We start from the raw sequence: 24,630 nt of genomic DNA, 5'->3' as shown, positions 1-24,630 counted from the left end.
TGCGCTCGCCCGGACGGACGAGCGCCATTGTGTCGCCAAAGGACTTACTTGGTGACCAGCTCGACAGGCGTCTCGATCACGCCATTGGCACCGCTGTCGACTTTCTCGCCCTTGATGATTTTCAGCGCGGTCTCGATACCGAACACCGCTTGCTTCGCAGCGTACTGGTCGGCCGTCGCCAGAACGCGGCCGTCCTTCAGCATGGGCTTGATGGCATTGATGTTGTCGTAACCGACAACCTGCACCTGACCGGCTTTGCCGGCAGCGCGCACGGCGGAAACGGCACCCACGGCCATGCTGTCGTTACCGGCCAGCAGCGCCTTGACGTCCGGGTACTCGCTGAGAATCGAAGCGGCCACCTTGTTGCCCTTGTCGATTTCCCAATCGCCGGACTGCAGGGAAACAACCTTGATCTGCGCAGCCTCCATCGCATCCTTGAAGCCAGCGGTACGCTGCTGGGCGTTGGTCGTCGTGGAGACGCCTTCAATGATGCCGACTTCGTCACCGGCCTTCAGTTGCTTGGCCAGGTACTCGCCCACCAGACGCGCGCCTTTGCGGTTGTCCGGGCCTACGAACGGAACGCTGATGTTCTTGCTTTTGATCACAGCCGGATCGAGCTGGTTGTCGATGTTGATCACAGTGATACCGGCATCGACGGCTTTCTTGATCACCGGCACCATCGCCTTGGAATCAGACGGTGCGATGACCAGCGCGTTGACCTTTGCCAGAATCATCTGCTCGACGATGCGCGTCTGCCCCGCCGTGTCGGTTTCGTCCTTGATGCCGTTGGAGATCAGGTCGAAATCGGCGGAGTGTTCTTTCTGGTAGGCCTTGGCGCCGTCTTCCATGGTCAGGAAGAATTCGTTGGCCAGGGATTTCATGACCAGGGCGACTTTGGGTTTTTCAGGGGATTCGGCGAAAGCCGAAGAGACAGGCAGTGCGGCGGATGCGGCAGCCAGCATGGCGACAGCAAGAAGACGTCCAGCGAATGGCAGCTTCATGGGTTCACTCCGATCTTATGATTATTGTGAGCAACGCTTGCGCTGGCGTAAGCTCGCTGCACCCCACGACAATTAAATCCATCGCGAAGGCCGCGCAAACGTTTGCGTAGACCGAACTATGCGAATCACGCCGAAATTTGTCAACAATCAGAAATCGGTATTGCGTTGCAGGGCGAATCCATCGATCCGCCCCTTGAGTACTCAAGCCGTGGTGTTGACCACGTTACCGGCAGAAGAACCCTTCGACATTTCCTTGACCAATGCAGCCGAGACTTCCAGCAACGCACCGCTGGTTTGAGCGATCTGCCCCTGTATGGACATCACCGCCTGCGACTTGGCTTCGGGGGTTGGATAACTCGCAGCCTGCGCGGCAGCCAGTTGCTGTTGCTGCTCCTGAAGCTGCTTCTGCAGTTCCTGCATCCGTTTGAGCAGCGTCTTGATAGTGATGCTCAGATTGTCACCGCCTTCAGCCTCGCTTGCGCTTGCTTCCTGAGCAGGACCACCGGTTCTGACCTGATTGGTTTCAACCTTTTCGGTACCCAGTGCCTCGGCAGACGCGTCGGCTTCAGCTTCACTCATTGCATTGATCGTAGCGGCCGTTTTGCCGCCGATCGTGACCGAACCGGGATTTGAAAAACCGATAGTCAATGACATTTGAACTCCTGAAAAATTGGATCCCTATCAAGGCGCATCGGCCAGCGCGCCGTTTTCTTTAGCAGAGATCTGAAAAGCAGCCAGTTCAGTCTGTGGACGAGGCTCGTAGTCCTTTTCGGTGAGCCGAACGAGAAAACATCCCGTGTTCGGAAACCCGGATGAGCGAGGCAAGCTCACAACCACTCTTAAAATAAATCTTGATTCAAATCATAAGGTTAAACATTTCTCTCAAGCACAGTACGACTGGTACAGATCCTGCTCCCTCCCTGCACCCCTGGCATTCAGATCGGCCCGGGGCGCATCTAGATGAACCTGCATCAGCACCGTCTCACTACTAGAGAGAAAAATAATGACATCTGCTTTGAAGAGTTTCGTTCCGGGCGCTTTGGCCCTCCTCCTGCTCCTGCCAACCGCCCTCCAGGCAAAAGAAGCTGAAACCCAGACCAAACTGGCCAATGTAGTGGTCTTGGCCACCGGCGGCACCATTGCCGGCGCGGGCGCCAGCGCTGCCAACAGCGCGACTTATCAGGCCGCGAAAGTGGGCATCGAACAATTGATCGCCGGCATTCCCGAACTGAGCACGCTGGCCAACGTGCGCGGCGAACAGGTCATGCAAATCGCCTCGGAAAGCATCACCAACGAAAACCTCCTGCAACTGGGACGTCGCGTTTCCGAACTGGCCGACAGCAAAGACGTCGATGGCATCGTCATCACCCACGGCACCGATACCCTGGAAGAGACCGCGTACTTCCTGAACCTGGTGGAAAAAACCGACAAGCCGATCATCGTCGTCGGCTCCATGCGCCCGGGCACCGCCATGTCGGCGGACGGCATGCTAAACCTGTACAACGCCGTGGCCGTCGCCAGCAGCAAAGAAGCGCGCGGCAAAGGCGTACTGGTGACCCTGAACGATGAAATCCAGTCGGGTCGCGATGTCAGCAAGATGATCAACATCAAGACCGAAGCCTTCAAAAGCGCCTGGGGCCCGCTCGGCATGGTGGTAGAAGGCAAATCCTACTGGTTCCGCCTGCCAGCCAAGCGCCACACCATGGATTCGGAATTCGACATCAAAAACATCAAGAGCCTTCCTGATGTAGAAATCGCCTATTCCTACGGCAATGTCAGCGACACAGCCTACAAGGCCCTCGCCCAGTCCGGCGCCAAGGCGATCATCCACGCCGGTACCGGCAACGGCTCGGTTTCCTCCCGCGTGGTTCCGACCCTGCAGGCGCTGCGCAAGGACGGCGTGCAGATCATTCGCTCGTCTCACGTCAATGCCGGTGGTTTCGTCCTGCGCAACGCCGAACAGCCTGACGACAAATACGACTGGGTGGTTGCTCACGACCTGAACCCACAGAAAGCCCGCATCCTGGCCATGGTCGCGCTGACCAAGACCAACGACAGCAAAGAGCTGCAACGGATGTTCTGGGAATACTGATTCATCCTCGCCTGATCCTTTCCTGATCGGGCACTGACTTCACCCTTCGTCAACTTGACGGAGGGTGAAGCTTGCGCCTCCTCCAAAGATAAATTTCACCTGAGTGACATCAAACCCGGAAAACCGCTGTCAGAGGATTTTCTTGAATTTTAAGCAGTTGCGAAAATGCCTACAGTTAAATACTGTATGCACGTACAGCTTAATAAGGATAACCTCGTGGCCACTTCCCCTGATGCTCCTGACGCTTACGAACGCATGGGCATGCGCGTTCAAAAAATCATCAATTCCCCCACCGCACAAAAAGCCAAAGCCGCACTGATCTTCCGCCTTCCGGACGAGCCGGTGGATGACTGGGAGCGCTTGCTGGAAGAGATCGACGAGAACGACAACGTCACCCTCGCCTACCGCGACGATGGCGGTGTACAGATTTTCTGGGTTGTGCCGAAGGAAGATTGATTCAATGATTCTGCGTTTTGCTGCTGTGCTGTTGCTGTTCATTTCCCTGGGTGCGCAAGCTGGCGCGCCGCGTACGTTCACCGAAGCCAAGAAGGTCGCCTGGAAGCTGTACGCACCACAATCCACCGAGTTCTATTGCGGGTGCAAATACACCGGCAACAAGGTCGATCTTGCCGCCTGCGGCTACGTCCCGCGCAAGAACGCCAAGCGAGCGTCCCGCATCGAATGGGAGCACATTGTTCCGGCCTGGCAGTTCGGCCATCAGCGTCAATGCTGGCAGGAAGGCGGCCGCAAGAATTGCACCCGCTACGACCCGAGCTATCAGAAAGCCGAAGCCGACCTGCACAACCTGGTGCCGAGCATCGGCGAGGTGAATGGCGACCGCAGCAATTTCAGCTACGGCTGGCTGCCGGTCGAAAAAGGTCAGTACGGCTCCTGCCTGACTCAGGTCGACTTCAAGGCGAAGAAGGTCATGCCCCGCCCTTCGATCCGCGGCATGATCGCCCGCACCTACTTTTACATGAGCAAACAATACGGCTTGCGCTTGTCGAAGCAGGATCGACAACTGTACGAAGCCTGGGACAAGACTTACCCGGTGCAAGACTGGGAGCGCCAGCGTAATCAGAGCGTGGCGTGTGTGATGGGGCGCGGCAACGAATTTGTCGGCCCGGTGAACCTGAAAGCCTGCGGTTGATTGTCTGATCAAAAGAAAAGGCCTTGAGCGATAAACTCAAGGCCTTTTTTGTGCTCAACCGCCGGATTTGTTGTGACGCCAGTAGCCCATCAGATTGAGTGACTCGCGCGGAATGCCGCGCTCCTTGATGAGGTATTTGCGCAGGCTCATGACCGCAGCGGATTCTCCGGCGATCCAACCATAGAAACACTCGCTGGCCGTATCGGCGATCTCCCACAGAATCTCTTCTTCGATGTCGACATCCGCCAGCTCGACCGCTTGCCCAACCGGCGATGCATCGACAGGCAACGTCGCCTGCTGCACGGCTTCCACCATCAACGTGCCGGCAGTTGCGTGATCGCGGATCAGCCATTGCACCGAAAGTCCGGGCCAGTCAGGAACCGCCAACATATCCTCACGACTGTCGACTTCAAAAAACGCCTGGGCCTGCGGCGGTTCAGTCAGTGTCGCCAGTTCTTCCAGGATCCCCATGGCGGCCGGCAACGCTGTGGCGTCGGCGACCAACAGAAGTTGCTTGAGCGTTTGCGGTGGCTTCCATTCAAATCCCCCCGCCTCTTGTGCCGAGAATCGGCTGTCGGGCGCCAGAATCTGCATCGACTCGCCAGGTTGCGCTCGCAACGCCCAACGGGAGGCCGGGCCGGTTTCGCCGTGCAGGACGAAATCGATATCGACTTCACCCGACTCGGCACGCAAATGACGGATGGTGTAAGTGCGCATCGCCGGGCGACGATCAACCAGCATCGAGCGGAAACGGGCGTACCACCCTTCGCCCTGAGAAAGCTTGGCGGATGAACCGTCGGCTGCCGGGAAAAACAGCTTCACTCGCTGATCCGGCGCCCAGGTCGCCATCTCGGTGACCGTGGGGCTTGCGAGCGTGATCCGCATGAGATGCGGGCTCAATTGCTGCTTGTGACGCAAAACGACGTCGAACAACTTGTAAGGATTGGCGGAGGCCATGCGGAGCTCCTTCTGGGTATCTTCAGTGACTCCTTGAAAAACGAATCACGGGGGACACCCTTTAGTCAGCTCCGTCGAAAGGCCCCTTATTGCGTCGCCGTGCGCTCGATCACCAGCGTTTCGATGTTCTGCTTCTTCGCCTTGATCAATGCGGCGTTCACATCTGCCTGGCGCGCCTCGGCGTCAGCCTTCGAATTGAAAGGGCCGAGCAGGATCCGGGTCTTGCCGCTGGCGTCCTTGATGACACTGGCCACAAAGCCATGCTCTATCAGCCAGCCGCTGAGGTCGCTGACGGCCTGAGGGGTTTCACCGCGCACTTCGAGATCCCACTGCGGGCCCACCGCAGCAGGCGCCGCTACCACCGCCGGTTTCGGCTTTTGCGCATCCACACTCTTGCCTTCGCCACATCCTGCCAATGCCAGTGCCGCGACTACCCAGACCAATTTGCGCACAACGCTTCCCTCTGAATTCTCAAAGCGGCGATCTTAACATTCGAGAATACTTTCCGAGCCCCGCAAATTGCGGCATAAAACTACGAGATTGATGCCGACGGCCCCTGTATAGTTACGCGCTGGGAATTAATGCCGCTGCTGCGCGTCAGAAAGAGGCACCCAAACTGTAAGACTTCGCACTAATCTATACGTACCACCGACCTCTGCACTGTCTGAATCAGGTGCCCTACAAAGCAATCAAGGAGAAGACCATGCTGATACTCACCCGCAAAGTCGGTGAAAGCATAAACATTGGTGATGACATCACGATCACCATTCTCGGCGTCAGCGGCCAGCAAGTTCGAATCGGCATCAATGCTCCGAAGAACGTTGCAGTGCACCGGGAAGAGATCTACCAGCGCATCCAGGCTGGCCTGACCGCACCGGACAAGCCACAAACGCCCTGAGCCCTAAGCAGTCAGTAGCCAGTTCGTTTGCCTGCGCGCAATGACTGGCTAAAGATTCAAGCGCCGTATTGCCATCCCCCACCTCCCTGGTGACGGCGCGTGCCACGCCACTTCCTGCCTCAACCCTTCTCGCAACCGATACTAACCGTCATTCAACGAGCTGGCTGTCGGACATTTCCGAATAGCGGCTGGGAATCTCGCCCGACTAGCCGAATGTAACGCCACGCGCCATTCCGGTGGCCGCCACGACCATCAATACCAACAGAAGCGCTTCGGCATGACTGATCCGCGCGAACATCTTTGCACGCCCCGTGTCAGGGACAGCGCCGCGCGCCTTGGACACGCGCCATTTGATCAGGGTGATCATCGGCATGAGCTCCAGAAGCAGAATCAGCACGAACAGCGTCATCTTCAGATGAAACAGTGGCTGATGCAGGTAATAGTCGGTTCCCTTCTCATAACCTGCGAAGGCGCGCATGCCGCCGGTGATGAGCAACACCAACGCCGAAAGCCCCCAAAGATTGTCGGCTAGCAACACTCGCCCGACATCACCGGAGCCGGACGCCAAACGACTGAAGGCCGTCCCACGCGTCAACACCGCCCAGAAGCCCATGGCAAAAGCCAGTAAATGAATCGCTGCAAGAAACCAATGAATCAGCATCGATGAACTCCTGTCCGGCAGAGCTGAAATCAGCCTGACAGTAGTAGTCGAAAAAATATGGACTTGCCTGTCACCGCTCCCGGAAAACAGGAACGGGCGAGACGAGAGGCTGGGCAGAGGTGCGGGAAAGGCAAATCGCGGGCAAAAAAAATCCCAAGCAGCTGATGGAAGCTTGGGATTTAAAAATGCATAAACCGTGGTGGTGAACGCGGGGCGGATATTACTGATTTTTCCAGTATGTAACAACGTATTTTTGATAACCGGATGGTTAATAAAATCCGTAACCCCTTAAATATCCACACTATTTAAAAGGTCGCTCGCGACGGTCGGCGACGAATGGATCAAAATCAATCACGATCAATACGCGCTTGGCTCAAGAATTTTACAAAAATGAGCTCGGGATCCCCCGGATCCAGATTCTCTACCATTCCGCTGTGCTGATATCCAAGATTTGTAAGCAGCTGTCGCATCGGCGAGTTGGACGTATTGGTCGACGTGAAGATCTTTTCTGCACAAGCATGCTGCTCCAGACCGCTCACGATCTGCCGCCCCACGCCGGAACGCCTGTTCGCACTGGAGACGATCACGAGAGGTATGAACCACTCTCCAAGAAAGCTTCGATCCAGACATCCGTAGCCGACGGGAGCGCCAGGATCGTCCGCCTCGCAGACAACCCAGCACTCCTGCGCCCGTACAGCCCTCGCGATGTACTCGCGACGGCAGCTATCTTTTTCAGCGACAGGATCAATCTTCAACAGGCTTTCGATATCGCCTGGACCGGCGCGCCTGAATTGGCGACTCATGAATACACCTCTGCAAATGTGCCGGAGTGTAGCTGCGGTCGACCAAACCGAAATTTTGCAAAGGTTCTGAAATCGCAGACAACAAAAAAGGGCCCACCTTTCGGTGAGCCCTTCCAGACCGCCCAGCAGAGCGGATTTTGTTTGGTAGGCGCGATTGGACTCGAACCAACGACCCCCACCATGTCAAGGTGGTGCTCTAACCAACTGAGCTACGTGCCTGCTGTGAGGCGGCATTCTACGGAATTCCGAAGGGGTGTCAACACCTTTTTTTCACCTAACCCTATGAATATGCAAAATATTTAATTTCGACCCGCCGCAAGAAGATTTCCCGGTGGCTGGCGGAGGTTTTTCAACTGGGGTAGGATCGCTGCACTCGTAAAATATATTAAACAGAGGCTGCAGGATGGCGAACACCCCTTACCCAGAGTCTTATTACGCTGCGTCGGCCAACGCCGTGCCACCACGCCCTGCCCTGCAGGATGACGTGGAGACGGATGTCTGTGTGATCGGCGCTGGTTATACGGGACTTTCCTCGGCCCTGTTCCTGCTCGAGAACGGTTTTCGCGTGACCGTGCTGGAAGCCGCCAAGGTCGGCTTCGGCGCTTCGGGGCGCAATGGAGGACAAATCGTCAACAGCTACAGCCGTGACATCGATGTGATCGAACGCAGCGTCGGCCCGAAACAGGCACAACTGCTCGGGCAGATGGCGTTCGAGGGCGGCCGGATCATTCGTGAACGCGTCAGCAAGTACAACATCCAGTGCGACCTGAAAGACGGTGGCGTATTCGCCGCCCTCACCGCCAAGCAAATGGGCCACCTCGAATCGCAGAAGCGCCTGTGGGAACGCTTCGGCCATACCCGACTGGAACTGCTCGATCAGCGCCGCATCCGTGAAGTGGTCGCCTGCGATCAATATGTCGGCGGCATGCTCGACATGAGCGGTGGCCATATCCACCCGCTTAACCTGGCATTGGGCGAAGCTGCTGCCGTGGAATCCCTGGGCGGCACCATCTATGAACAGTCGCCGGCCGTACGCATCGAACGCGGCGCCAATCCGGTCGTGCATACACCGCAGGGCAAGGTCAGAGCCAAATTCATCATCGTGGCCGGCAACGCCTACCTCGGCAATCTGGTGCCGGAACTGGCGGCCAAATCGATGCCGTGCGGCACTCAGGTCATCACCACCGAGCCATTGGGCGATGAGCTGGCGAAATCCCTTCTGCCGCAGGACTACTGCGTCGAAGACTGCAACTACCTGCTCGACTACTACCGCCTCACCGGCGACAAACGTCTGATCTTCGGCGGCGGTGTGGTGTATGGCGCGCGGGATCCGGCAAACATCGAGGCGATCATCCGCCCGAAAATGCTCAAGGCCTTCCCGCAGCTCAAGGACGTGAAGATCGACTACGCCTGGACCGGCAATTTCCTGCTGACCCTGTCGCGTCTGCCTCAGGTTGGGCGCCTGGGCGACAACATCTATTACTCCCAGGGCTGCAGCGGCCACGGCGTGACCTACACGCATCTGGCCGGCAAGGTATTGGCCGAGGCGCTGCGCGGGCAAGCCGAGCGCTTCGATGCGTTTGCCGACTTGCCGCACTACCCGTTCCCCGGCGGGCAACTGCTGCGCACACCGTTTGCCGCGCTGGGCGCGTGGTACTACGGACTGCGCGACAAGCTCGGTTTCTGACGAGCCAAAAAAAGGGCCGCTGAATAGCGGCCCTTTTTACATTCAGCTCAAATCACAACTGATCCCGCGCAATCCCGCTGCGAATCCGCAGGATATCCGCGAGCACCGCCAAAGCGATTTCCGACGGCGTCTTGCTGCCGAGGTTAAGACCGATCGGCGCATGAATCCGCGCCAGTTCGCTTTCCCCCAGACCGCCAATCCGGCGCAATCGCTCGAAGCGCTTCTGCGACGTCTGCTGCGAACCCATTACGCCAATGTAGAACGCTTCGGTACGCACCGCTTCCATCATCGCCAGATCGTCGATACGCGGATCGTGGGTCAACGCCACCACCGCCGTATCCCGGTGACAACCACCATCGGCGATAAACACCGACGGCAATTGCCGGCGGATCTCCACGCCATTGAGCACCGCGCCTTCCAGCACCTCATGACGTGGGTCGCAGAGAATCACTTCGAAGCCGAGACCCACCGCGAACTCCGCACACGCCTGCGCCACGCTGGAATACCCCGCCAGCAGCAAGCGCTGAGCGGCGCCGATGCGGATCCGTACCCGGTCGATTTCACGCTCGATCCGCGCACCCTGTTCGCGATCGGCAAACAGGCTACGCGCGCCCGTGGTCAGATCGACCTCGCGAATCAACCGGCGCCGCCCCAGCAACGCCGATTCGAGTTCACGCAGGTGCGCCTGCACATCGCAGCCGGCGTCAAATTTCTCTACCAGCACGTCGAGAATGCCGCCGCACGGCAGGCTGACCCGCGAGCGCGGATCGTCACCTTCGCCATAACGCACGACATTGATCGCATCGAGAAACGCACCTTCGGCGACGCGTTCGAGAAAGTCTTCCTCGACGCAACCACCGGACAGCGACCCGATCCACTGTCCGCCGTCGTTCACCGCCAGCAGTGAACCCGGCGCGCGCGGCGCCGAGCCGTAGGTGGTCAGCACGGTGCAAAGCCAGATGCGCTGCCCCGCCGTCGACCACTCCAGCGCCCGACGCACAACCTGCAGATCGAGATGCTGCATGATCAGTGCGCCTTGTGCTCGATGGACGGGGCGTCAGCCTGAAGCTTCTGCACATCGCTGACCGCCAGCTCGGCCGACTGACCACCCCAACCCTGACGCAGGTAGTTCAGCAGATCGGTCAGTTGATCAGCACTCAGCTTGTCGGCGAAACCCGGCATCGGCTGCATGTGTTCGAATCCGGCGAATTTCTGTTCGCCGATACCATCCTCGATCACTCGCAACAGGTTGCGCGGGTCTTCCAGACGCAGCGTGGTGTTGCCGCGCATGGCCACCGCGATGTGCGGCTTACCCTCGCCACCGGCCGCGTGACAGCCGGCGCAGACGTTCAAGTATTCCTGACGACCGCGTTGAGCGCTGGCACTGAGTTTTTCCACCGGCACGTCGGTCAGCTCTTTCGCCGCCGGAGGCTTGTCGCCCAGCAGGAACATCGCCATCGCCGCCAGATCCGGATCATTCAGGCCCTGAGTGCTGTTGTGGAACACCGGGAACATCTCGTTGAACATCGTGCCCTGGGCGCTCATGCCGTGCTTGAGGAACGTGCTCAGGTCCTGATGGTTCCAGCCGCGGGCCGCCAGATCAGTGGCCAGCAGGCTCGGTGCCAGATAGCCGTTGAGGATGCCGCCGGTCAGGCGCTTGTCCAGTTGCATCGCGCCCGGCAGGCCGCGTGGCGTATGGCATTCGCCGCAATGGCCGAGCACTTCGACCATGTACTGGCCGCGTTTCCAGGCGTCGCTTTTGCCTTCGGCAGATTCGAGCTTCAAGGCTTTGCCGTACATCATGTTCCAGCCGATCAGGCCCGGACGCACGTTGAACGGAAAGCTAAGGCTGGTCACCGGTGCGGCACGCTCGATTGGCTCGATGGTTTTCAGATACGCGTGAATCGCATCCGAATCCGCACGCGGCATCAAGTGATACGAGGTGTACGGCATCGCCGGATATAGGTTCGCGCCGTCACGGCGCTTGCCTTCAGTCAGCGCAGCGAAAAACTCGTCGTCGTTGTACAAACCGATGCCGTGCTCTTTGCTTGGAGTGATGTTGGTGCCGTAGATCGTGCCGAACGGCGACACGATCGGCAGGCCGCCAGCAAATGGCGCGCCGCCGGGCGCCGTGTGGCACGCCATGCAGTCGGCCGCGCGGGCGAGGTATTCGCCGCGCTTGACCTGATCATCCGCGTGCACCGCCAACACAGGCACAGCCAGCCCGACCGCCAGGGTCAGGCGGGTCAGTAATTGCTTCATGCTTAACCCTCCTTGACCAGGCCGAGATCGGTCAGCACGTTGCGGGTGGCGTTGTAGTAACGCACGTACCCGGTGCAGCGGCAGACGTGATGGCCGAGGCTGTCCTCGATGACTTGTTCCAGTTTGCTCTTGACGATTGGCTGGCGCTGCAGCTTTTCCACCAGCACGGTCGCTGCGTTGACGAAGCCCGGTGCGCAGTAGCTGCACTGGAAGGCGAATTCGTCGACGAAACGCTGCTGGATCGGGTTCAGCTCGGTGACTTGGCCCTGCTCGTCGCGCTTGGCGTGACCTTCGATGGTGCGGACTTTCTTGCCCTCGAAGTAATGCGCGCCGGTGATGCAGGTGCGCACTTCTTCGCTGGTGCCGTCCGGGTTGTCGACGATCACCACACAGGCGTGGCAGATGCCCTGGCCGCAGCCCAGGCGCGAACCGGTGAGGTTTTTGTATTCGTGCAGGTAATCGATCATCGGCAGGTCATCAGGGATGTCCACCGGGCCGACGGATTGACCGTTGAGGGTCAGTTGAAGCGGACGGTTAGCCATTGAGGGCCTCCTTGATGCGCGCAGCAGTGATTGGCAGATCGCGAACACGTTTACCGATGGCGTGGGCCACGGCGTTACCGATGGCGCCGACCACCGGGATCATCACCACTTCGGCGATGCCTTTGGACGGGTCGCTCGGGGACAGCGGTGGCAGGATTTCCGACGTCTGCTTCCATACCGCCACATGGCGCGCCATCGGCAGGCGATAACGGTTGAAGTTCCAGTCACCCTCCCCCGGTCCGCCTTCGTACAACGGCATCTCTTCCATCAAGGCGTGACCGATGCCCATGGCGATCCCGCCTTCGAGCTGGCCGCGAACCAGTTCTTCGACCAGCACCCGGCCGCATTCCAGCCACGAGTGATGGTTGAGCACTTCGACTTCTGCCGAACCTTTGTTGACCTTCAACTCGACCAGCGTTGCGACTGGGCTGTAGTAGGTCACGGCGGCGTTGTTCAACTGAACCACCGGGTAGGCGATGTTCTGCCGATCCAGCAGGTGGAAACCGGCGCTGGTCATCTGCGCCTTTTTCGCTTTCGGGGCGCCGTCGCCGTACTTCACCGCCAGACCGTCGAGCGGCAGACGCTCGCGCACGCCGTCGATGCTGTATTCAGCTTCGGCCCAGCTCCAGCGGTTAAAACCGTGAACCGTGGCGCCGGTGACCAGACCGCGCTCGTGAGCACGCTTGGCCAGCTCTTCGAAGGTCAGCGGCTGCATGCCGTTGGCGGTCAGCTTGCCGTCGACCCAATGCGCATCTTCGCGACGCACCACGTAAGGGTTGGCTTGGCCGCCGTACGGGCCCTGACGCCAGATCTCCAGCGCCGCCGGCCACAGACCGTGGTTGAACAGCACGCGCGCCGCTTCACGGGTGGCGTGGCTGAAGTAGTAGGCGGAGTTGGTCGCGGACGAGGCCGATGCCAGCTTGCCGACCCAGCGTGGGTTACGCAGGAAGTTGTCCTGCTCGGCCTGGCTCATGATGTAAGGGTTGCCGGCGGTGACCAACTGCATTTCATCCCACTCGGTTTCACCGGTCTTCACATCGTGAGCCGCGCTGCCGAGGAAATCAGCCACCACCAACGCTTGCGAGGTGGACATGCCGGTGCCGATCTCGATGCCGATGTGACGCAGGGAAATGCGCCCGTCAGCAGTGAACTCGATGCTGGCCATCGGCGCTTCGGAACCGGTGCCGAAGTCTTTCTGGCAAATGGCGAAACCTACGCCGTACCAGTTGTCCGGGTCTGCCGCTTCGCGCTGCTTTTTGATCGCGTCGCGGTTTTTCCAGACTTCGTGCAGCGAAGCCTTGTCGAGAATCTCGTGCAGGCGCAACGCACCGGCCGGGATCGCGCCCTGAGTGTTTTTCATTCCCGAGCGCAGCGCGTTCTTGCGGCGCAGATCAATGGCATCGACACCAAGGCGATCGGCGATTTCGTCGACCATCATTTCGGTGGAGGCCATGCTCTGCAGCGTGCCGTAGCCGCGCATCGAACCCGCTTCAACGGCGCGGGAATGGTAAGCGGTGACCTGCAGGTCGTTCTGCGGCATGTAGTAGATCGACTGCGCCGCAGTGGCGCCAACGGCGGCCACCGACGGGCTGTAGTTGATCCGGCCACCACCGTCGACACTCATCTCGGCACGGAAAATCTTGAAGCTGTGATCGGTCTTGTCCACTGCCAATTGGTAGCGGATGTCGAACGGGTGACGCTTGATGCCGCTCTGGAACTGCTCGTAGCGGTCGTTGGCCAGGCGAATCGGCACACCTGCGCCGTACAACGCCGCCAGGGCCGCGTAGTAGACGAAAATATTGTGGTCTTTGGAGCCGTAACCGACGGTGTAGCACGGGTGCATGTTCAGGTTCGCCAGGCCGAAACGCGACGGCCCGATCATCTTCGCGGTCTCGGTGGCGGTTTCCAGCGGGCACTGAGTGGCGACGACGAAATGAAGGGTCTTGGTCGCCGGGTCGTACCAGCCGTTGCCGTTGTCCGGCTCCATCGCAGCGGGTTCGATTGACGGGGTTTTGTAGCGTTCGTCGAACACCAGCCAGTTGTCCGGGGGGGTGTCGATCTCTTTTTTCATGCGATCGGCGTAGAACAGGCCGCGCTCGGTAAGGTTGCCGTGCAGGTTCGGCTGGGAATTCCACACCGGACGACGGTTTTTCAGCATCGGGAACAGGATCGAGTCCTTGAGGCTGGCGAACTCGTCTTCGTCCGCCGACGTCGGGCCACCGACGCGCACGTAGCGAAAACTGCCATAGGGATCGCCTTCGTAGAACGGTACTTGCGCACCGTAACGAATCGCTTTGTCATTGAATTTGAGTTTGTTCTTGGCCTGGCGGAAACGCTCGAAGTCGTTCCAGATCAGGATCGCAACCGGGTGGCCGATGAACATCGGCACTTTGCCTTCCGGCAGCAGCGGATCCGGTGCGTGCTCTTCAGGGAACACGATGCCGTCCTTGTCCAGGTCGGCGGCGGTAACGATACGATCAGGCTGCAGATCGGCGCCGAGCCACGACAGGTCGTAACCGTCGTAGATGCGGTCGGCCTTGATGGTTTTCAGCAACATGGCGTGGCCTTGCTGCTGGGGCCAGCCCGGCATGTCCTTGGAACGGATGTCGCGGGCAAACACCTTGCTGCCGCAGACCTTGGACAAGGCATCATTACGCTGGCGCGCCTTGCCGTTGTTGCCGAGCCACTGCTCGGACGGCACGGTCACGCTGTTTTCCATCAAGGCAGCCAGCGCCTGACTGCTGAGCGGTGTGAACGTAACGCTCACACCCGCCACCAGCCCGCCCTGAAGGAACGAGCGCCGGGATATTTCACGGTTGGACATGGATCATCCTCTGGGCGGTTATGGATCCGCCCTTCTGGTTATCTACTGGGAATCTCGAGTCTTGCAGAAGCCCTTTTTGGCTAAACAAAGGGCGTGATGACAGTGCAAAGCTGACCGAAAGGTTAACTTTAAAGGTTTCTGCGCTCGCAGCAAACAACCAGTTACAAAAATTTGACCAAAGAATCAAAAATCAATGCGGCATCGCATCGCAGCGACCCATGGACGCAGGCGCAGATTGCGCGACAGCATCGAACGAGCCACGGCTTGCGTTCGTCGCCGGCTACAAAGGAGGAATTGGGGAAAGGTCAAATTTCAGACACAAAAAACCCCGGTCTTTCGACCAGGGTCTTTGCTATCGATGCCGAATCAACCCGAGGTTGCTTTCGGTGTTTCAAGGCGTTCAGTGGTCCTTGAAACAGATATGGCGCAGCGGACGGGACTCGAACCCGCGACCCCCGGCGTGACAGGCCGGTATTCTAACCGACTGAACTACCGCTGCGTATCGCTTTGAGCTGACGCTCAAGTAACTCGTTTGACTGAAAGCTTCGGTGCTTTTCAATCGCGAACCAGACAGTGTCTGACTCGTTAAATATGGCGCAGCGGACGGGACTCGAACCCGCGACCCCCGGCGTGACAGGCCGGTATTCTAACCGACTGAACTACCGCTGCGCGTCGGTGCAGGCACTTTCAGCCTACGCGCTTGCTTACGCAAGTATCTCGGGAGTGGTGGGTGATGACGGGATCGAACCGCCGACATTCTGCTTGTAAGGCAGACGCTCTCCCAGCTGAGCTAATCACCCGTTTGCATCTCCGAGGCCGCGAAATTTACGCAGGTAGCGAACCTAAGTCAATAGCAGGATTGAAGTTTTTCTAAAAAAGACGAAATTGCTTCATTCCTTATAAATCATCTTCTTGGTCATGCCGCCATCGACCACGAATTCCTGCCCCGTCACAAACCCTGCATTCTTCGACAGCAACCACGCCACCATCGCCGCCACATCCTCGACCGTCCCTACCCTGCCCGCCGGATGCTGGGCATGATCGGTATCGGTCAACGGCTCCGCGCGTCGGGCGGAAGGGTCCCGCGCATCGATCCATCCAGGACTGACCGCGTTGACGCGAATCTCCGGCCCGAGACTGATCGCCAGTGCGTGAGTCAGCGCCAGCAAACCGCCCTTGCTCGCCGCATAGGCCTCCGTATCAGGCTCCGACTGCGCCGCTCGGGTCGAGGCCAGATTGACGATCGCCCCGTTGTGCGCACGCAGATATGGCGCACAGTGCTTTGCCAGCAACATCGGCCCACCGAGGTTCACCGCCAACACCCGATTCCAGTAAGCCAGATCGAGACTTTCCAGCGTGATGTTGTGGGGGTCCGCCACGGCAGCATTGCACACCAACGCATCCAGACGACCAAACTGCCCCAGCACCTCAGCGACACCCAACGCCACCTGGCTTTCGTCCGCGACGTCCATGGCGATGAACCAGGCGTTCTCACCCAACACCTTCGCCACTTTCGAACCCCGTGTACGATCCAGGTCCGTCAACACCACCTGCCAGCCTTCGCTGATCAGCCACGCAGCGATGCCCAGACCGATCCCGCGCGCGGCACCCGTGACCAATGCAACGCGGCCATGGGTGCCGATCTTTGGCGTAGACAACTCGATCACAACGCCGCCAGACCGCGCGACAGGTCGGCTTGCAGGTCAGCGACATCTTCCAGACCGACCGCGATACGGATCAGGCTGTCACGAATGCCGGCTGCCTCACGCTCCTGCGGCGCCAGACGGCCGTGGGACGTGGTGCTCGGGTGGGTGATGGTGGTTTTGCTGTCACCCAGGTTGGCCGTGATCGAAATCAAACGGGTCGCATCGATGAAGCGCCAGGCGCCCTCTTTGCCGCCCTTGACCTCAAAGCTCACCACCGCACCAAAACCCTTCTGCTGACGCTGGGCCAGCTCGTGCTGCGGATGGCTCTTGAGTCCGGCGTAATGCACCTTCTCGATACCTTCCTGCTGCTCCAGCCATTCGGCCAATTGCTGGGCGTTGGCGCAGTGCGCCTTCATCCGCAGGTTCAGGGTTTCCAGACCTTTGAGGAAGATCCAGGCATTGAACGGGCTCAGGGTCGGCCCAGCGGTACGCAGGAAACCGACGATTTCTTTCATCTGCTCGCTGCGACCGGCAACCACACCGCCCATGCAACGGCCCTGGCCATCGATGAACTTGGTGGCCGAGTGCACAACGATGTCTGCGCCCAATTTCAACGGCTGCTGCAACGCCGGCGTGCAGAAGCAGTTGTCGACCACCAGCATCGCACCCTTGGCGTGCGCGATTTCCGACAGCGCGGTGATATCCACCAGCTCAGCCAACGGATTGGACGGCGATTCGACGAACAGCAATTTGGTGTTGGACTTGATCGCTGCGTCCCAGGCCGACAGATCGGCCAGCGGCACGTAATCAACTTCCACACCGAAACGCTTGAAGTACTTCTCGAACAGGCTGATGGTCGAACCGAACACGCTGCGCGACACCAGCACATGGTCGCCGGCGCTGCACAGGCTCATCACCACCGCCATGATCGCAGCCATGCCCGTGGCGGTAGCAACCGCTTGCTCGGCGCTTTCCAGCGCGGCAATACGCTCTTCGAACGCGCGAACGGTCGGGTTGGTGTAACGCGAGTAAACGTTGCCCGGCACTTCCCCGGCAAACCGTGCGGCGGCGTCAGCGGCGGTACGGAACACGTAGCTGGAAGTGAAGAACATCGGATCACCGTGCTCGCCTTCCGGCGTACGGTGCTGACCGGCACGTACGGCCAGGGTATCGAACGCTACGCCTTCGAGGTCGCTGTCCAGCCGACCGGCATCCCATTCCTGACTCATGCTGTCACTCCTTGCCCTGTTCTCGATAAATAAAAGTCTTTTGCCAGATACAAAACCGGCCCCTAAGGGCCGGTTGAAACTCAGTTGTTGTACAGATCGATGATCGCACTGACCGCCTGGGTCTTGACCTTCGAGGCATCGTTGCGTGCCTGTTCGATCTTGTTCAGGTAAGCCTCGTCGACGTCGCCGGTGACGTACTTGCCGTCAAACACTGCGCAATCGAAGTTTTCGATCTTGATCTTGCCGCCGCCGACCGCTTCGATCAAGTCAGGCAGGTCCTGATAGATCAGCCAGTCGGCGCCGATCAGATCAGCGACATCCTGAGTCGAACGGTTGTGGGCGATCAGCTCGTGAGCGCTCGGCATGTCGATGCCGTACACGTTCGGGAAGCGTACAGCCGGAGCGGCCGAGCAGAAGTAGACGTTTTTCGCGCCGGCTTCGCGGGCCATCTGGATGATCTGCTTGCAGGTGGTGCCGCGAACGATCGAGTCGTCCACCAGCATCACGTTCTTGCCGCGAAATTCCAGCTCGATGGCGTTGAGCTTCTGACGTACCGATTTCTTGCGCGCGGCCTGGCCGGGCATGATGAAGGTACGGCCGATGTAACGGTTCTTGACGAAGCCTTCGCGGAATTTCACGCCCAGATGATTGGCCAGCTCCAGCGCGGCAGTGCGGCTGGTGTCCGGAATCGGGATGACCACGTCGATGTCGTGCTCCGGACGCTCGCGCAGGATCTTCTCGGCCAGCTTCTCACCCATGCGCAGACGGGCCTTGTAGACCGACACGCCGTCGATGATCGAGTCCGGACGCGCCAGGTAGACGTGTTCGAAAATGCACGGGGTCAGGGACGGATTGGTCGCGCACTGACGGGTGTGCAGCTTGCCGTCTTCAGTGATGTAGACCGCTTCGCCCGGTGCCAGGTCGCGGATCAGGGTGAAGCCGAGCACGTCGAGCGAAACGCTTTCGGAGGCGATCATGTACTCGACGCCTTCGTCGGTGTGACGCTGGCCGAACACGATCGGGCGGATGCCGTGCGGGTCACGGAAACCGACGATGCCGTAACCGGTCACCATCGCCACGACGGCGTAACCACCGACGCAACGGTTGTGCACGTCGGTCACGGCGGCAAACACGTCTTCTTCGGTCGGTTGCAGCTTGCCGCGCTGGGCCAGCTCGTGGGCGAACACGTTGAGCAACACTTCCGAGTCGGAGCTGGTGTTGACGTGACGCAGATCGGATTCGTAGATCTCTTTGGCCAACTGTTCAACGTTGGTCAGGTTACCGTTGTGCGCCAGGGTGATGCCGTACGGCGAGTTGACGTAGAACGGCTGAGCCTCGGCCGAGGTCGAGCTGCCGGCAGTCGGGTAACGGACGTGGCCGATCCCCATGTGGCCGACCAGGCGCTGCATGTGACGCTGTTGAAACACGTCACGCACCAGGCCATTGTCCTTGCGCAAGAACAACCGGCCATCATGGCTGGTCACGATACCGGCAGCGTCCTGGCCGCGGTGCTGGAGCACGGTTAGCGCGTCATACAGCGCCTGATTGACGTTCGACTTACCGACGATACCGACGATGCCACACATGCGACGCAACCCCTACTTAATGGATCTGAACTGAACAACACTCACTGAGGCGTTTTCGCCGACGGCAAGAGTTGCTCCTTGAACGGAATATCAGCGGGTACGCTGATTCCGCTGGCAAGCCACTGACTGCTCCACCCGAGAATCAGGTTCTTGGACCAGTCTGCGACCAATAGAAACTTTGGCACGAGCTGTGATTCTTTCCACCACCCGTCCTGCTGTACCGGCCCCAGGCTCAACAGCCCGACCGCCACGACCACCAGCAACACGCCACGCGCAGCGCCGAAGGCCATGCCGAGGAATCGATCGGTCCCGGACAACCCGGTGACGCGAACCAACTCGCCGATAAGATAATTGATCATTGCGCCCACGATCAGTGTGGCGACAAACATGATGGCACAGCCCGTGATCACACGAGCCGACGGTGTTTGAATGTATCCGGCGAGGTACTCGGACAGTGAGCCACCAAACATCCAGGCAACGGCTCCTGCGATGATCCAGGTCACCAGCGACAATGCTTCTTTGACGAAGCCGCGGCTCAAACTGATCAAAGCGGAAATGGCGATGATTGCAACGATCGCCCAGTCAACCCAGGTAAATGGCACAGTGCAGCCTACAGACGGATAAGGCGGCGCATTTTAGCAGAGCGCATGGCTGTCGGTAAGCTGCGATTTTCAGTGCATTTCTATCGAGGTGATAGATATCAGCCGCGTTCGGGCTGGAAGCGCACCACAAACCCCTTGAGGTTCTGCTGACGGCTCAGCAGATCGCGCAGGCGATCGGCTTCGGCACGCTCGATCAGCGGGCCGACGAACACCCGGTTCTTGCCATCGGCGGAACGGATGTAAGCGTTATAGCCCTGGCTGCGCAGGGTTTTCTGCAGGCTTTCGGCGCTGGCGCGGCTCGACAGACTGGCCAGTTGCACCGACCAGCTCACCGACAGGCCATTGGCATCGACGCGGCTTTGAGTGGTATCCGGTTTGGCAGACAGCGCAGCGATCGGCTGGGCCGGGGCTGTGGTTGGCTTGACCACAGGAGCCGGAGCAGGCGCCGGTGCAACCGGTTTGGCTACCGGCGCCGGAGCCGGGGCTGGCGCGGCGGAAGCAATTGGTGCCGTTGGCACTGCCTGCTCGGCGACTTCGTCATCGCTCGGCACTGGCTCTTGCGGCAGAACCTGGGGCTCGGGCACGGCCACGGTTTCCATCTGGATCTGCGCCACGGCAGGCGCCTGCGGTGCGGCCGGCGCATCGACGGTCACCTGACGCTGCTCATCCTGACGGGAAAACAGCATCGGCAGAAAAATCACCGCCAGCGCCACCAGCACCAGGGCACCGACCATGCGCTGTTTGTACGCTTTATCCAGCAAAGCCATTTGCCGCTTCCTCCGTGGAGCGCCGAGACAGCCATTCGAGGGCCTCGGCGACACAATAAAATGATCCGAACAGCAAGATCTCGTCGTCGCTGGTGGCCACTGCACACTGCCCCTCCAGCGCAGCCGCCACACTGTCATAAGACGTGACCGATGCGCCAAGGTTCTGCAGTGCAACATTCAATTCAGCCACCGGCCGCGCACGCGGCGAATCCAGCGGCGCCACCGCCCAATGCTGGACGCTGGCATTCAATTCACCGATGACACCGTCCAGATCCTTGTCCGCCAACAGGCCGAACACCGCCAGACGCTTGCCGACCGGTGGACGAGCAGCCAGACGCCGCGCCAGATACTCCGCCGCATGCGGGTTATGGCCAACGTCCAGCAGCAGATTCAAGCGCTTGCCGTTCCATACGAACGAACGACGATCAAGGCGACCGACCACGCGAGTCGCCTGCAACGCCGCAACAATCTGTTCGGCATCCCATGGCAAACCGAGCAGCAGATACGCCTGCAACGCCAGCGCGGCGTTTTCCATCGGCAGATCGAGCAGCGGCAAATCGCGCAGCTCGACGACCTGACCGTCAGCATCGGTACCGCGCCACTGCCAGAATTGATCCGTGATACCCAGATCGAAATCCCGCCCGCGCAGGAAGAACGGACAAGCAAGCTCACGCGCCTTGTCCAGCAGGGGTTGTGGAGGATTCAGATCGCCGCACAGCGCAGGCTTGCCCTGACGGAAAATCCCGGCCTTCTCGAAGGCCACGGATTCGCGGGTATTGCCCAGGTAATCGGCATGGTCGACACCGATGCTGGTGACCAGCGCGATATCGGCATCGACCACGTTGACCGTATCCAGACGCCCGCCCAGCCCGACTTCCAGCACCACCGCGTCGAGCCCGGCCTGTTGAAACAGCCAGAACGCCGCCAGAGTGCCCATTTCGAAGTAAGTCAGGGAAGTCTCGCCGCGCCCCGCTTCGACCGCCGCGAAGGCTTCGCACAGCTGCGCGTCAGTGGCTTCGACGCCATTGAGCTGCACCCGCTCGTTGTAACGCAGCAGGTGCGGAGAATTGTAGACACCGACGTTCAGGCCCTGCGCCCGCAGCAATGAAGCCACGAAAGCGCAGGTCGAACCCTTGCCGTTGGTGCCGGTGACCGTAATCACCCGTGGCGCCGGCTGGCCCAGTCCCATGCGGGACGCTACCTGTTGCGAACGCTCCAGCCCCATGTCGATGGCCGATGGATGCAACTGCTCAAGGTAGGCGAGCCACTCGCCAAGGGTGCGCTCGGTCATACGTTGGCAGGCACCGGCGGAACGACGATCGGCTCGATCGGCGCAGCAACGAATTTAGGCGTCGGCTTGCCGGTCAGTTGCGCCAGCAGGTTGCCCAGACGCGGACGCAATTCGCGACGGTCGATAATCAGGTCGATGGCGCCGTGCTCCAGCAGGAACTCGCTGCGCTGGAAGCCTTCCGGCAGTTTTTCGCGCACGGTCTGCTCGATCACGCGTGGACCGGCGAAGCCGATCAGGGCTTTAGGCTCGCCGACGATCACGTCGCCCAGCATCGCCAGACTGGCGGAAACGCCGCCGTAGACCGGGTCGGTCAGCACGGAGATGAACGGAATGCCTTCTTCACGCAGACGCGCCAGCACGGCCGAGGTCTTGGCCATCTGCATCAGCGAGATCAGGGCTTCCTGCATCCGCGCGCCACCGGAGGCGGAGAAGCAGACCATCGGGCAACGGTTTTCCAGCGCGTAGTTGGCGGCGCGTACGAAGCGCTCACCGACGATGGCGCCCATGGAACCGCCCATGAAGCTGAATTCGAACGCCGAAACCACAACCGGCATGCCCAGCAGAGTGCCGCTCATGGAAACCAGTGCGTCTTTCTCGCCGGTCTGCTTCTGGGCGGCGACCAGACGGTCCTTGTACTTCTTGCCGTCGCGGAATTTCAGACGGTCAACCGGCTCCAGATCGGCGCCCAGCTCGGCACGGCCTTCGGCGTCCAGGAAGATGTCGATGCGCGCACGTGCGCCGATGCGCATGTGGTGGTTGCACTTAGGGCAAACGTCCAGGGTCTTTTCCAGCTCCGGACGATACAGCACAGCCTCGCAGGACGGGCATTTGTGCCACAGACCTTCAGGGACCGAGCTCTTCTTGACCTCGGAACGCATGATCGAAGGGATCAGCTTGTCTACCAACCAGTTGCTCATGCTTTCTTTCTCCAGTACCGGCGGCCCGAACGCTCTGGTTCGCGGCCCCGCGTATGCCCTTCAGCTAAATTCATGTGTGGCGATGATCGTCCGGACTGCCGGGTCAGCGGAACTGACCTGCGTACACCCCGAAAAGACCCTCAGCCTCTTTTCTACAGAGCTGTGGACGGCGGCAGTCTGCCAGCCGTCACATCAGCGTACGGCGTTGATGAATGCACGAATCCTTGCGTGATCCTTGATGCCCTTGCTCGCCTCTACCCCGCCGCTGACATCCACGGCATACGGCCGCACCCGGGCGATCGCATCGGCGACGTTTTCCGGCGTCAGGCCGCCGGCCAGAATCAAAGGCTTGCTCAAACCCTGCGGAATCAGTGACCAGTCGAACGCCTCGCCGGTTCCGCCGGGCACGCCTTCGACATAAGTGTCGAGCAGCACGCCGCTGGCGCTCGGGTAGGCATCGCAGGCAGCGGCAATGTCATCGCCCGCCTTGACCCGCAAAGCCTTGATGTACGGCCGGTGCCAGCCTTCACACTCGGCGGCGGTTTCGTCGCCGTGGAACTGCAGCAGATCCAGCGGCACGGCATCGAGGATTTCCCCGAGTTCGCAGCGGCTGGCATTGACGAACAACCCGACCGTGGTCACGAACGGCGGCAAGGCGGCGATGATCGCCCGCGCCTGCTGCACGGTCACGGCCCGGGGACTTTTAGCGTAGAACACAAAACCGATGGCATCGGCCCCGGCCTCGACGGCTGCCAACGCATCTTCCATGCGGGTAATCCCGCAAATCTTGCTGCGAACGGCTGACATGTCGATAAAAACCCCAAGGCAAATCCGAGAAAGTCCCGGATGGTAACAAATGCGTTCGAGGGCGTCAGCCGTCAAGTTCCGAGAAACCCGTAAGGAAATGTGGCCCGATGAAACGCTCGGGCAACGGGAACTCGTCGTGGTACTCGACCTGTACCAGATACAGGCCGAACGGATGCGCCGTGACCCCGCCGGAACGCCGCTCGCGGCTCTCCAGCACTTCTTTCATCCACTCCACGGGCCGCTCGCCGGCGCCAATAGTCATCAGCACCCCGGCAATGTTGCGCACCATGTGGTGCAGGAACGCATTGGCGCGGATGTCCAGAACGATCATTTTGCCGTGACGGGTCACGCGCAGATGATGCATCTTTTTGATCGGCGACTTGGCCTGGCACTGGCCGGCACGGAACGCGCTGAAATCATGGGTACCGATCAGGTACTGCGCGGCTTCGGCCATGCGCTCGACGTCCAGCGGACGGTGATTCCAGGTGATTTCTTCGTTGAGATGCGCCGGGCGGATCTGATCGTTGTAGATCACGTAGCGATAGCGCCGGGCAATCGCCTTGAATCGCGCATGGAAATGCGCCGGCATGACCTTCGCCCAACTGACGCTGATGTCGTGGGGCAGATTGATGTTGGCGCCCATGACCCAGGCTTTCAGCGAACGGTCGACCTGGGTATCGAAATGCACCACTTGCCCGCAGGCATGCACACCGGCGTCGGTGCGCCCGGCACATTGCAGCGAGATCGGCGAGTCGGCGACCTTCGACAGGGCTTTTTCCAGGGTTTCCTGCACGGTGAGCACACCGGTGGACTGGCGCTGCCAGCCGCTGTAGCGCGAGCCCTTGTATTCAACGCCCAGCGCGACGCGGAAAAAGCCTTCGGGTGCCATTTCGGCGGCCGGGTTATCT

The 24,630-nt window shown here is 59.9% G+C and carries 24 protein-coding genes and 4 tRNA genes; 5 read left to right on the top strand and 23 right to left on the bottom strand.

The features are described from left to right. Positions 1-44: 44 nt before the first annotated feature. Positions 45-1,001, bottom strand: a complete 957-nt coding sequence (locus tag EIY71_RS04895; RefSeq protein ID WP_007956008.1) for a sugar ABC transporter substrate-binding protein — start codon at positions 999-1,001, stop codon at positions 45-47. Positions 1,002-1,202: 201 nt separating this feature from the next. Continuing rightward, positions 1,203-1,655: a hypothetical protein gene (locus EIY71_RS04890; RefSeq protein WP_134020740.1), complete on the bottom strand. Its 453-nt coding sequence runs from the start codon at positions 1,653-1,655 to the stop codon at positions 1,203-1,205. Positions 1,656-2,004: 349 nt separating this feature from the next. Here EIY71_RS04890 and EIY71_RS04885 point away from each other — a divergent pair, with 349 nt between their 5' ends. The 3 genes from EIY71_RS04885 (at position 2,005) to EIY71_RS04875 (ending at position 4,243) form a co-directional block, all read left to right on the top strand. Beyond that, positions 2,005-3,093: an asparaginase gene (locus EIY71_RS04885; protein WP_011333374.1), complete on the top strand. Its 1,089-nt coding sequence runs from the start codon at positions 2,005-2,007 to the stop codon at positions 3,091-3,093. Between the two features lie 186 nt (positions 3,094-3,279). Beyond that, a complete protein-coding gene (locus EIY71_RS04880) occupies positions 3,280-3,549 on the top strand; it encodes a DUF1654 domain-containing protein (RefSeq protein ID WP_371857356.1) in 270 nt (89 codons plus the stop codon). Between the two features lie 4 nt (positions 3,550-3,553). Then, positions 3,554-4,243, top strand: coding sequence for an endonuclease (locus EIY71_RS04875; protein ID WP_085612799.1), 690 nt, complete (start codon positions 3,554-3,556; stop codon positions 4,241-4,243). A gap of 54 nt (positions 4,244-4,297) precedes the next feature. Here EIY71_RS04875 and EIY71_RS04870 read toward each other — a convergent pair whose 3' ends face one another. Together EIY71_RS04870 and EIY71_RS04865 are read right to left on the bottom strand one after the other, a co-directional pair. Then, positions 4,298-5,200, bottom strand: coding sequence for a siderophore-interacting protein (locus EIY71_RS04870; protein ID WP_134020737.1), 903 nt, complete (start codon positions 5,198-5,200; stop codon positions 4,298-4,300). A gap of 86 nt (positions 5,201-5,286) precedes the next feature. Then, positions 5,287-5,652: an SPOR domain-containing protein gene (locus tag EIY71_RS04865; protein ID WP_102688387.1), complete on the bottom strand. Its 366-nt coding sequence runs from the start codon at positions 5,650-5,652 to the stop codon at positions 5,287-5,289. Positions 5,653-5,903: 251 nt separating this feature from the next. On the opposite strand from EIY71_RS04865, the gene csrA reads away from it, so the two are divergent. Next, positions 5,904-6,098, top strand: coding sequence for a carbon storage regulator CsrA (csrA, locus tag EIY71_RS04860; RefSeq protein WP_003179932.1), 195 nt, complete (start codon positions 5,904-5,906; stop codon positions 6,096-6,098). 205 nt (positions 6,099-6,303) lie between these two features. Here the strand turns inward: csrA and EIY71_RS04855 are convergent, their stop codons facing one another. The 3 genes from EIY71_RS04855 to EIY71_RS04845 all read right to left on the bottom strand — a co-directional run bounded on the left by EIY71_RS04855 (position 6,304) and on the right by EIY71_RS04845 (position 7,781). Beyond that, a complete protein-coding gene (locus EIY71_RS04855) occupies positions 6,304-6,759 on the bottom strand; it encodes a DUF2214 family protein (protein ID WP_102717969.1) in 456 nt (151 codons plus the stop codon). Positions 6,760-7,106: 347 nt separating this feature from the next. Then, positions 7,107-7,562, bottom strand: a complete 456-nt coding sequence (locus EIY71_RS04850; RefSeq protein WP_102688385.1) for a GNAT family N-acetyltransferase — start codon at positions 7,560-7,562, stop codon at positions 7,107-7,109. A gap of 142 nt (positions 7,563-7,704) precedes the next feature. After that, positions 7,705-7,781 (bottom strand) — tRNA-Val (locus tag EIY71_RS04845). 184 nt (positions 7,782-7,965) lie between these two features. Here EIY71_RS04845 and EIY71_RS04840 point away from each other — a divergent pair. After that, a complete protein-coding gene (locus EIY71_RS04840) occupies positions 7,966-9,249 on the top strand; it encodes an FAD-binding oxidoreductase (RefSeq protein ID WP_102717968.1) in 1,284 nt (427 codons plus the stop codon). A gap of 52 nt (positions 9,250-9,301) precedes the next feature. On the opposite strand, the gene EIY71_RS04835 is transcribed toward EIY71_RS04840, so the two are convergent. The 16 genes from EIY71_RS04835 to truA all read right to left on the bottom strand — a co-directional run bounded on the left by EIY71_RS04835 (position 9,302) and on the right by truA (position 24,611). After that, positions 9,302-10,273 (bottom strand): XdhC family protein, encoded by a 972-nt coding sequence (locus EIY71_RS04835; RefSeq protein ID WP_102688383.1) that lies wholly within the window; start codon positions 10,271-10,273, stop codon positions 9,302-9,304. Positions 10,274-10,275: 2 nt separating this feature from the next. Then, positions 10,276-11,511, bottom strand: a complete 1,236-nt coding sequence (locus EIY71_RS04830) for a cytochrome c (RefSeq protein WP_102688382.1) — start codon at positions 11,509-11,511, stop codon at positions 10,276-10,278. A gap of 2 nt (positions 11,512-11,513) precedes the next feature. Next, positions 11,514-12,053, bottom strand: a complete 540-nt coding sequence (locus EIY71_RS04825) for a (2Fe-2S)-binding protein (protein ID WP_007956473.1) — start codon at positions 12,051-12,053, stop codon at positions 11,514-11,516. Continuing rightward, a complete protein-coding gene (locus tag EIY71_RS04820; protein WP_134020734.1) occupies positions 12,046-14,877 on the bottom strand; it encodes a xanthine dehydrogenase family protein molybdopterin-binding subunit in 2,832 nt (943 codons plus the stop codon). The genes EIY71_RS04825 and EIY71_RS04820 overlap by 8 nt, the downstream gene beginning before the upstream one ends. A 422-nt stretch (positions 14,878-15,299) precedes the next feature. Further along, a tRNA-Asp gene (locus EIY71_RS04815) sits at positions 15,300-15,376 on the bottom strand. Positions 15,377-15,469: 93 nt separating this feature from the next. Then, positions 15,470-15,546 (bottom strand) — tRNA-Asp (locus tag EIY71_RS04810). 55 nt (positions 15,547-15,601) lie between these two features. Further along, a tRNA-Val gene (locus EIY71_RS04805) sits at positions 15,602-15,677 on the bottom strand. Positions 15,678-15,767: 90 nt separating this feature from the next. After that, positions 15,768-16,544, bottom strand: coding sequence for an SDR family oxidoreductase (locus EIY71_RS04800; protein WP_085747826.1), 777 nt, complete (start codon positions 16,542-16,544; stop codon positions 15,768-15,770). After that, positions 16,541-17,752: an O-succinylhomoserine sulfhydrylase gene (locus tag EIY71_RS04795; protein WP_085747827.1), complete on the bottom strand. Its 1,212-nt coding sequence runs from the start codon at positions 17,750-17,752 to the stop codon at positions 16,541-16,543. Before EIY71_RS04795 ends, EIY71_RS04800 begins: the two co-directional genes overlap by 4 nt. Positions 17,753-17,832: 80 nt before the next feature. Next, a complete protein-coding gene (purF, locus tag EIY71_RS04790) occupies positions 17,833-19,338 on the bottom strand; it encodes an amidophosphoribosyltransferase (protein WP_007956466.1) in 1,506 nt (501 codons plus the stop codon). Between the two features lie 41 nt (positions 19,339-19,379). Continuing rightward, a complete protein-coding gene (locus EIY71_RS04785; protein WP_007956464.1) occupies positions 19,380-19,940 on the bottom strand; it encodes a CvpA family protein in 561 nt (186 codons plus the stop codon). Between the two features lie 98 nt (positions 19,941-20,038). Further along, positions 20,039-20,707 (bottom strand): SPOR domain-containing protein, encoded by a 669-nt coding sequence (locus EIY71_RS04780; protein ID WP_134020731.1) that lies wholly within the window; start codon positions 20,705-20,707, stop codon positions 20,039-20,041. Next, positions 20,691-21,998, bottom strand: a complete 1,308-nt coding sequence (gene folC, locus EIY71_RS04775) for a bifunctional tetrahydrofolate synthase/dihydrofolate synthase (protein WP_134020728.1) — start codon at positions 21,996-21,998, stop codon at positions 20,691-20,693. The genes EIY71_RS04780 and folC overlap by 17 nt, the downstream gene beginning before the upstream one ends. Next, positions 21,995-22,915 (bottom strand): acetyl-CoA carboxylase, carboxyltransferase subunit beta, encoded by a 921-nt coding sequence (accD, locus tag EIY71_RS04770; RefSeq protein ID WP_064378840.1) that lies wholly within the window; start codon positions 22,913-22,915, stop codon positions 21,995-21,997. Before accD ends, folC begins: the two co-directional genes overlap by 4 nt. A 192-nt stretch (positions 22,916-23,107) precedes the next feature. Next, entirely contained in the window at positions 23,108-23,722 is a 615-nt protein-coding gene (locus EIY71_RS04765) for a phosphoribosylanthranilate isomerase (RefSeq protein ID WP_085747830.1), read from the bottom strand. A 64-nt stretch (positions 23,723-23,786) separates the two neighbouring features. After that, positions 23,787-24,611, bottom strand: a complete 825-nt coding sequence (truA, locus tag EIY71_RS04760; protein WP_085607862.1) for a tRNA pseudouridine(38-40) synthase TruA — start codon at positions 24,609-24,611, stop codon at positions 23,787-23,789. Positions 24,612-24,630: the final 19 nt, after the last annotated feature.

The sequence above is a fragment of the Pseudomonas sp. CH235 genome, from assembly GCF_004368175.1.
Lineage (GTDB): Bacteria > Pseudomonadota > Gammaproteobacteria > Pseudomonadales > Pseudomonadaceae > Aquipseudomonas > Aquipseudomonas paraglycinae.
This window is presented reverse-complemented; position numbering and strand designations above follow the sequence as displayed.

Coding starts and splice junctions, on each gene's coding strand:
- EIY71_RS04895 (WP_007956008.1), bottom strand. CDS start 1,001: ATGAAGCTGCCATTCGCTGGACGTCTTCTTGCTGTCGCCATGCTGGCT.
- EIY71_RS04890 (WP_134020740.1), bottom strand. CDS start 1,655: ATGTCATTGACTATCGGTTTTTCAAATCCCGGTTCGGTCACGATCGGC.
- EIY71_RS04885 (WP_011333374.1), top strand. CDS start 2,005: ATGACATCTGCTTTGAAGAGTTTCGTTCCGGGCGCTTTGGCCCTCCTC.
- EIY71_RS04880 (WP_371857356.1), top strand. CDS start 3,280: ATGCACGTACAGCTTAATAAGGATAACCTCGTGGCCACTTCCCCTGAT.
- EIY71_RS04875 (WP_085612799.1), top strand. CDS start 3,554: ATGATTCTGCGTTTTGCTGCTGTGCTGTTGCTGTTCATTTCCCTGGGT.
- EIY71_RS04870 (WP_134020737.1), bottom strand. CDS start 5,200: ATGGCCTCCGCCAATCCTTACAAGTTGTTCGACGTCGTTTTGCGTCAC.
- csrA (WP_003179932.1), top strand. CDS start 5,904: ATGCTGATACTCACCCGCAAAGTCGGTGAAAGCATAAACATTGGTGAT.
- EIY71_RS04855 (WP_102717969.1), bottom strand. CDS start 6,759: ATGCTGATTCATTGGTTTCTTGCAGCGATTCATTTACTGGCTTTTGCC.
- EIY71_RS04850 (WP_102688385.1), bottom strand. CDS start 7,562: ATGAGTCGCCAATTCAGGCGCGCCGGTCCAGGCGATATCGAAAGCCTG.
- EIY71_RS04840 (WP_102717968.1), top strand. CDS start 7,966: ATGGCGAACACCCCTTACCCAGAGTCTTATTACGCTGCGTCGGCCAAC.
- EIY71_RS04835 (WP_102688383.1), bottom strand. CDS start 10,273: ATGCAGCATCTCGATCTGCAGGTTGTGCGTCGGGCGCTGGAGTGGTCG.
- EIY71_RS04830 (WP_102688382.1), bottom strand. CDS start 11,511: ATGAAGCAATTACTGACCCGCCTGACCCTGGCGGTCGGGCTGGCTGTG.
- EIY71_RS04825 (WP_007956473.1), bottom strand. CDS start 12,053: ATGGCTAACCGTCCGCTTCAACTGACCCTCAACGGTCAATCCGTCGGC.
- EIY71_RS04820 (WP_134020734.1), bottom strand. CDS start 14,877: ATGTCCAACCGTGAAATATCCCGGCGCTCGTTCCTTCAGGGCGGGCTG.
- EIY71_RS04795 (WP_085747827.1), bottom strand. CDS start 17,752: ATGAGTCAGGAATGGGATGCCGGTCGGCTGGACAGCGACCTCGAAGGC.
- purF (WP_007956466.1), bottom strand. CDS start 19,338: ATGTGTGGCATCGTCGGTATCGTCGGTAAGTCGAACGTCAATCAGGCG.
- EIY71_RS04780 (WP_134020731.1), bottom strand. CDS start 20,707: ATGGCTTTGCTGGATAAAGCGTACAAACAGCGCATGGTCGGTGCCCTG.
- folC (WP_134020728.1), bottom strand. CDS start 21,998: ATGACCGAGCGCACCCTTGGCGAGTGGCTCGCCTACCTTGAGCAGTTG.
- accD (WP_064378840.1), bottom strand. CDS start 22,915: ATGAGCAACTGGTTGGTAGACAAGCTGATCCCTTCGATCATGCGTTCC.
- EIY71_RS04765 (WP_085747830.1), bottom strand. CDS start 23,722: ATGTCAGCCGTTCGCAGCAAGATTTGCGGGATTACCCGCATGGAAGAT.
- truA (WP_085607862.1), bottom strand. CDS start 24,611: ATGGCACCCGAAGGCTTTTTCCGCGTCGCGCTGGGCGTTGAATACAAG.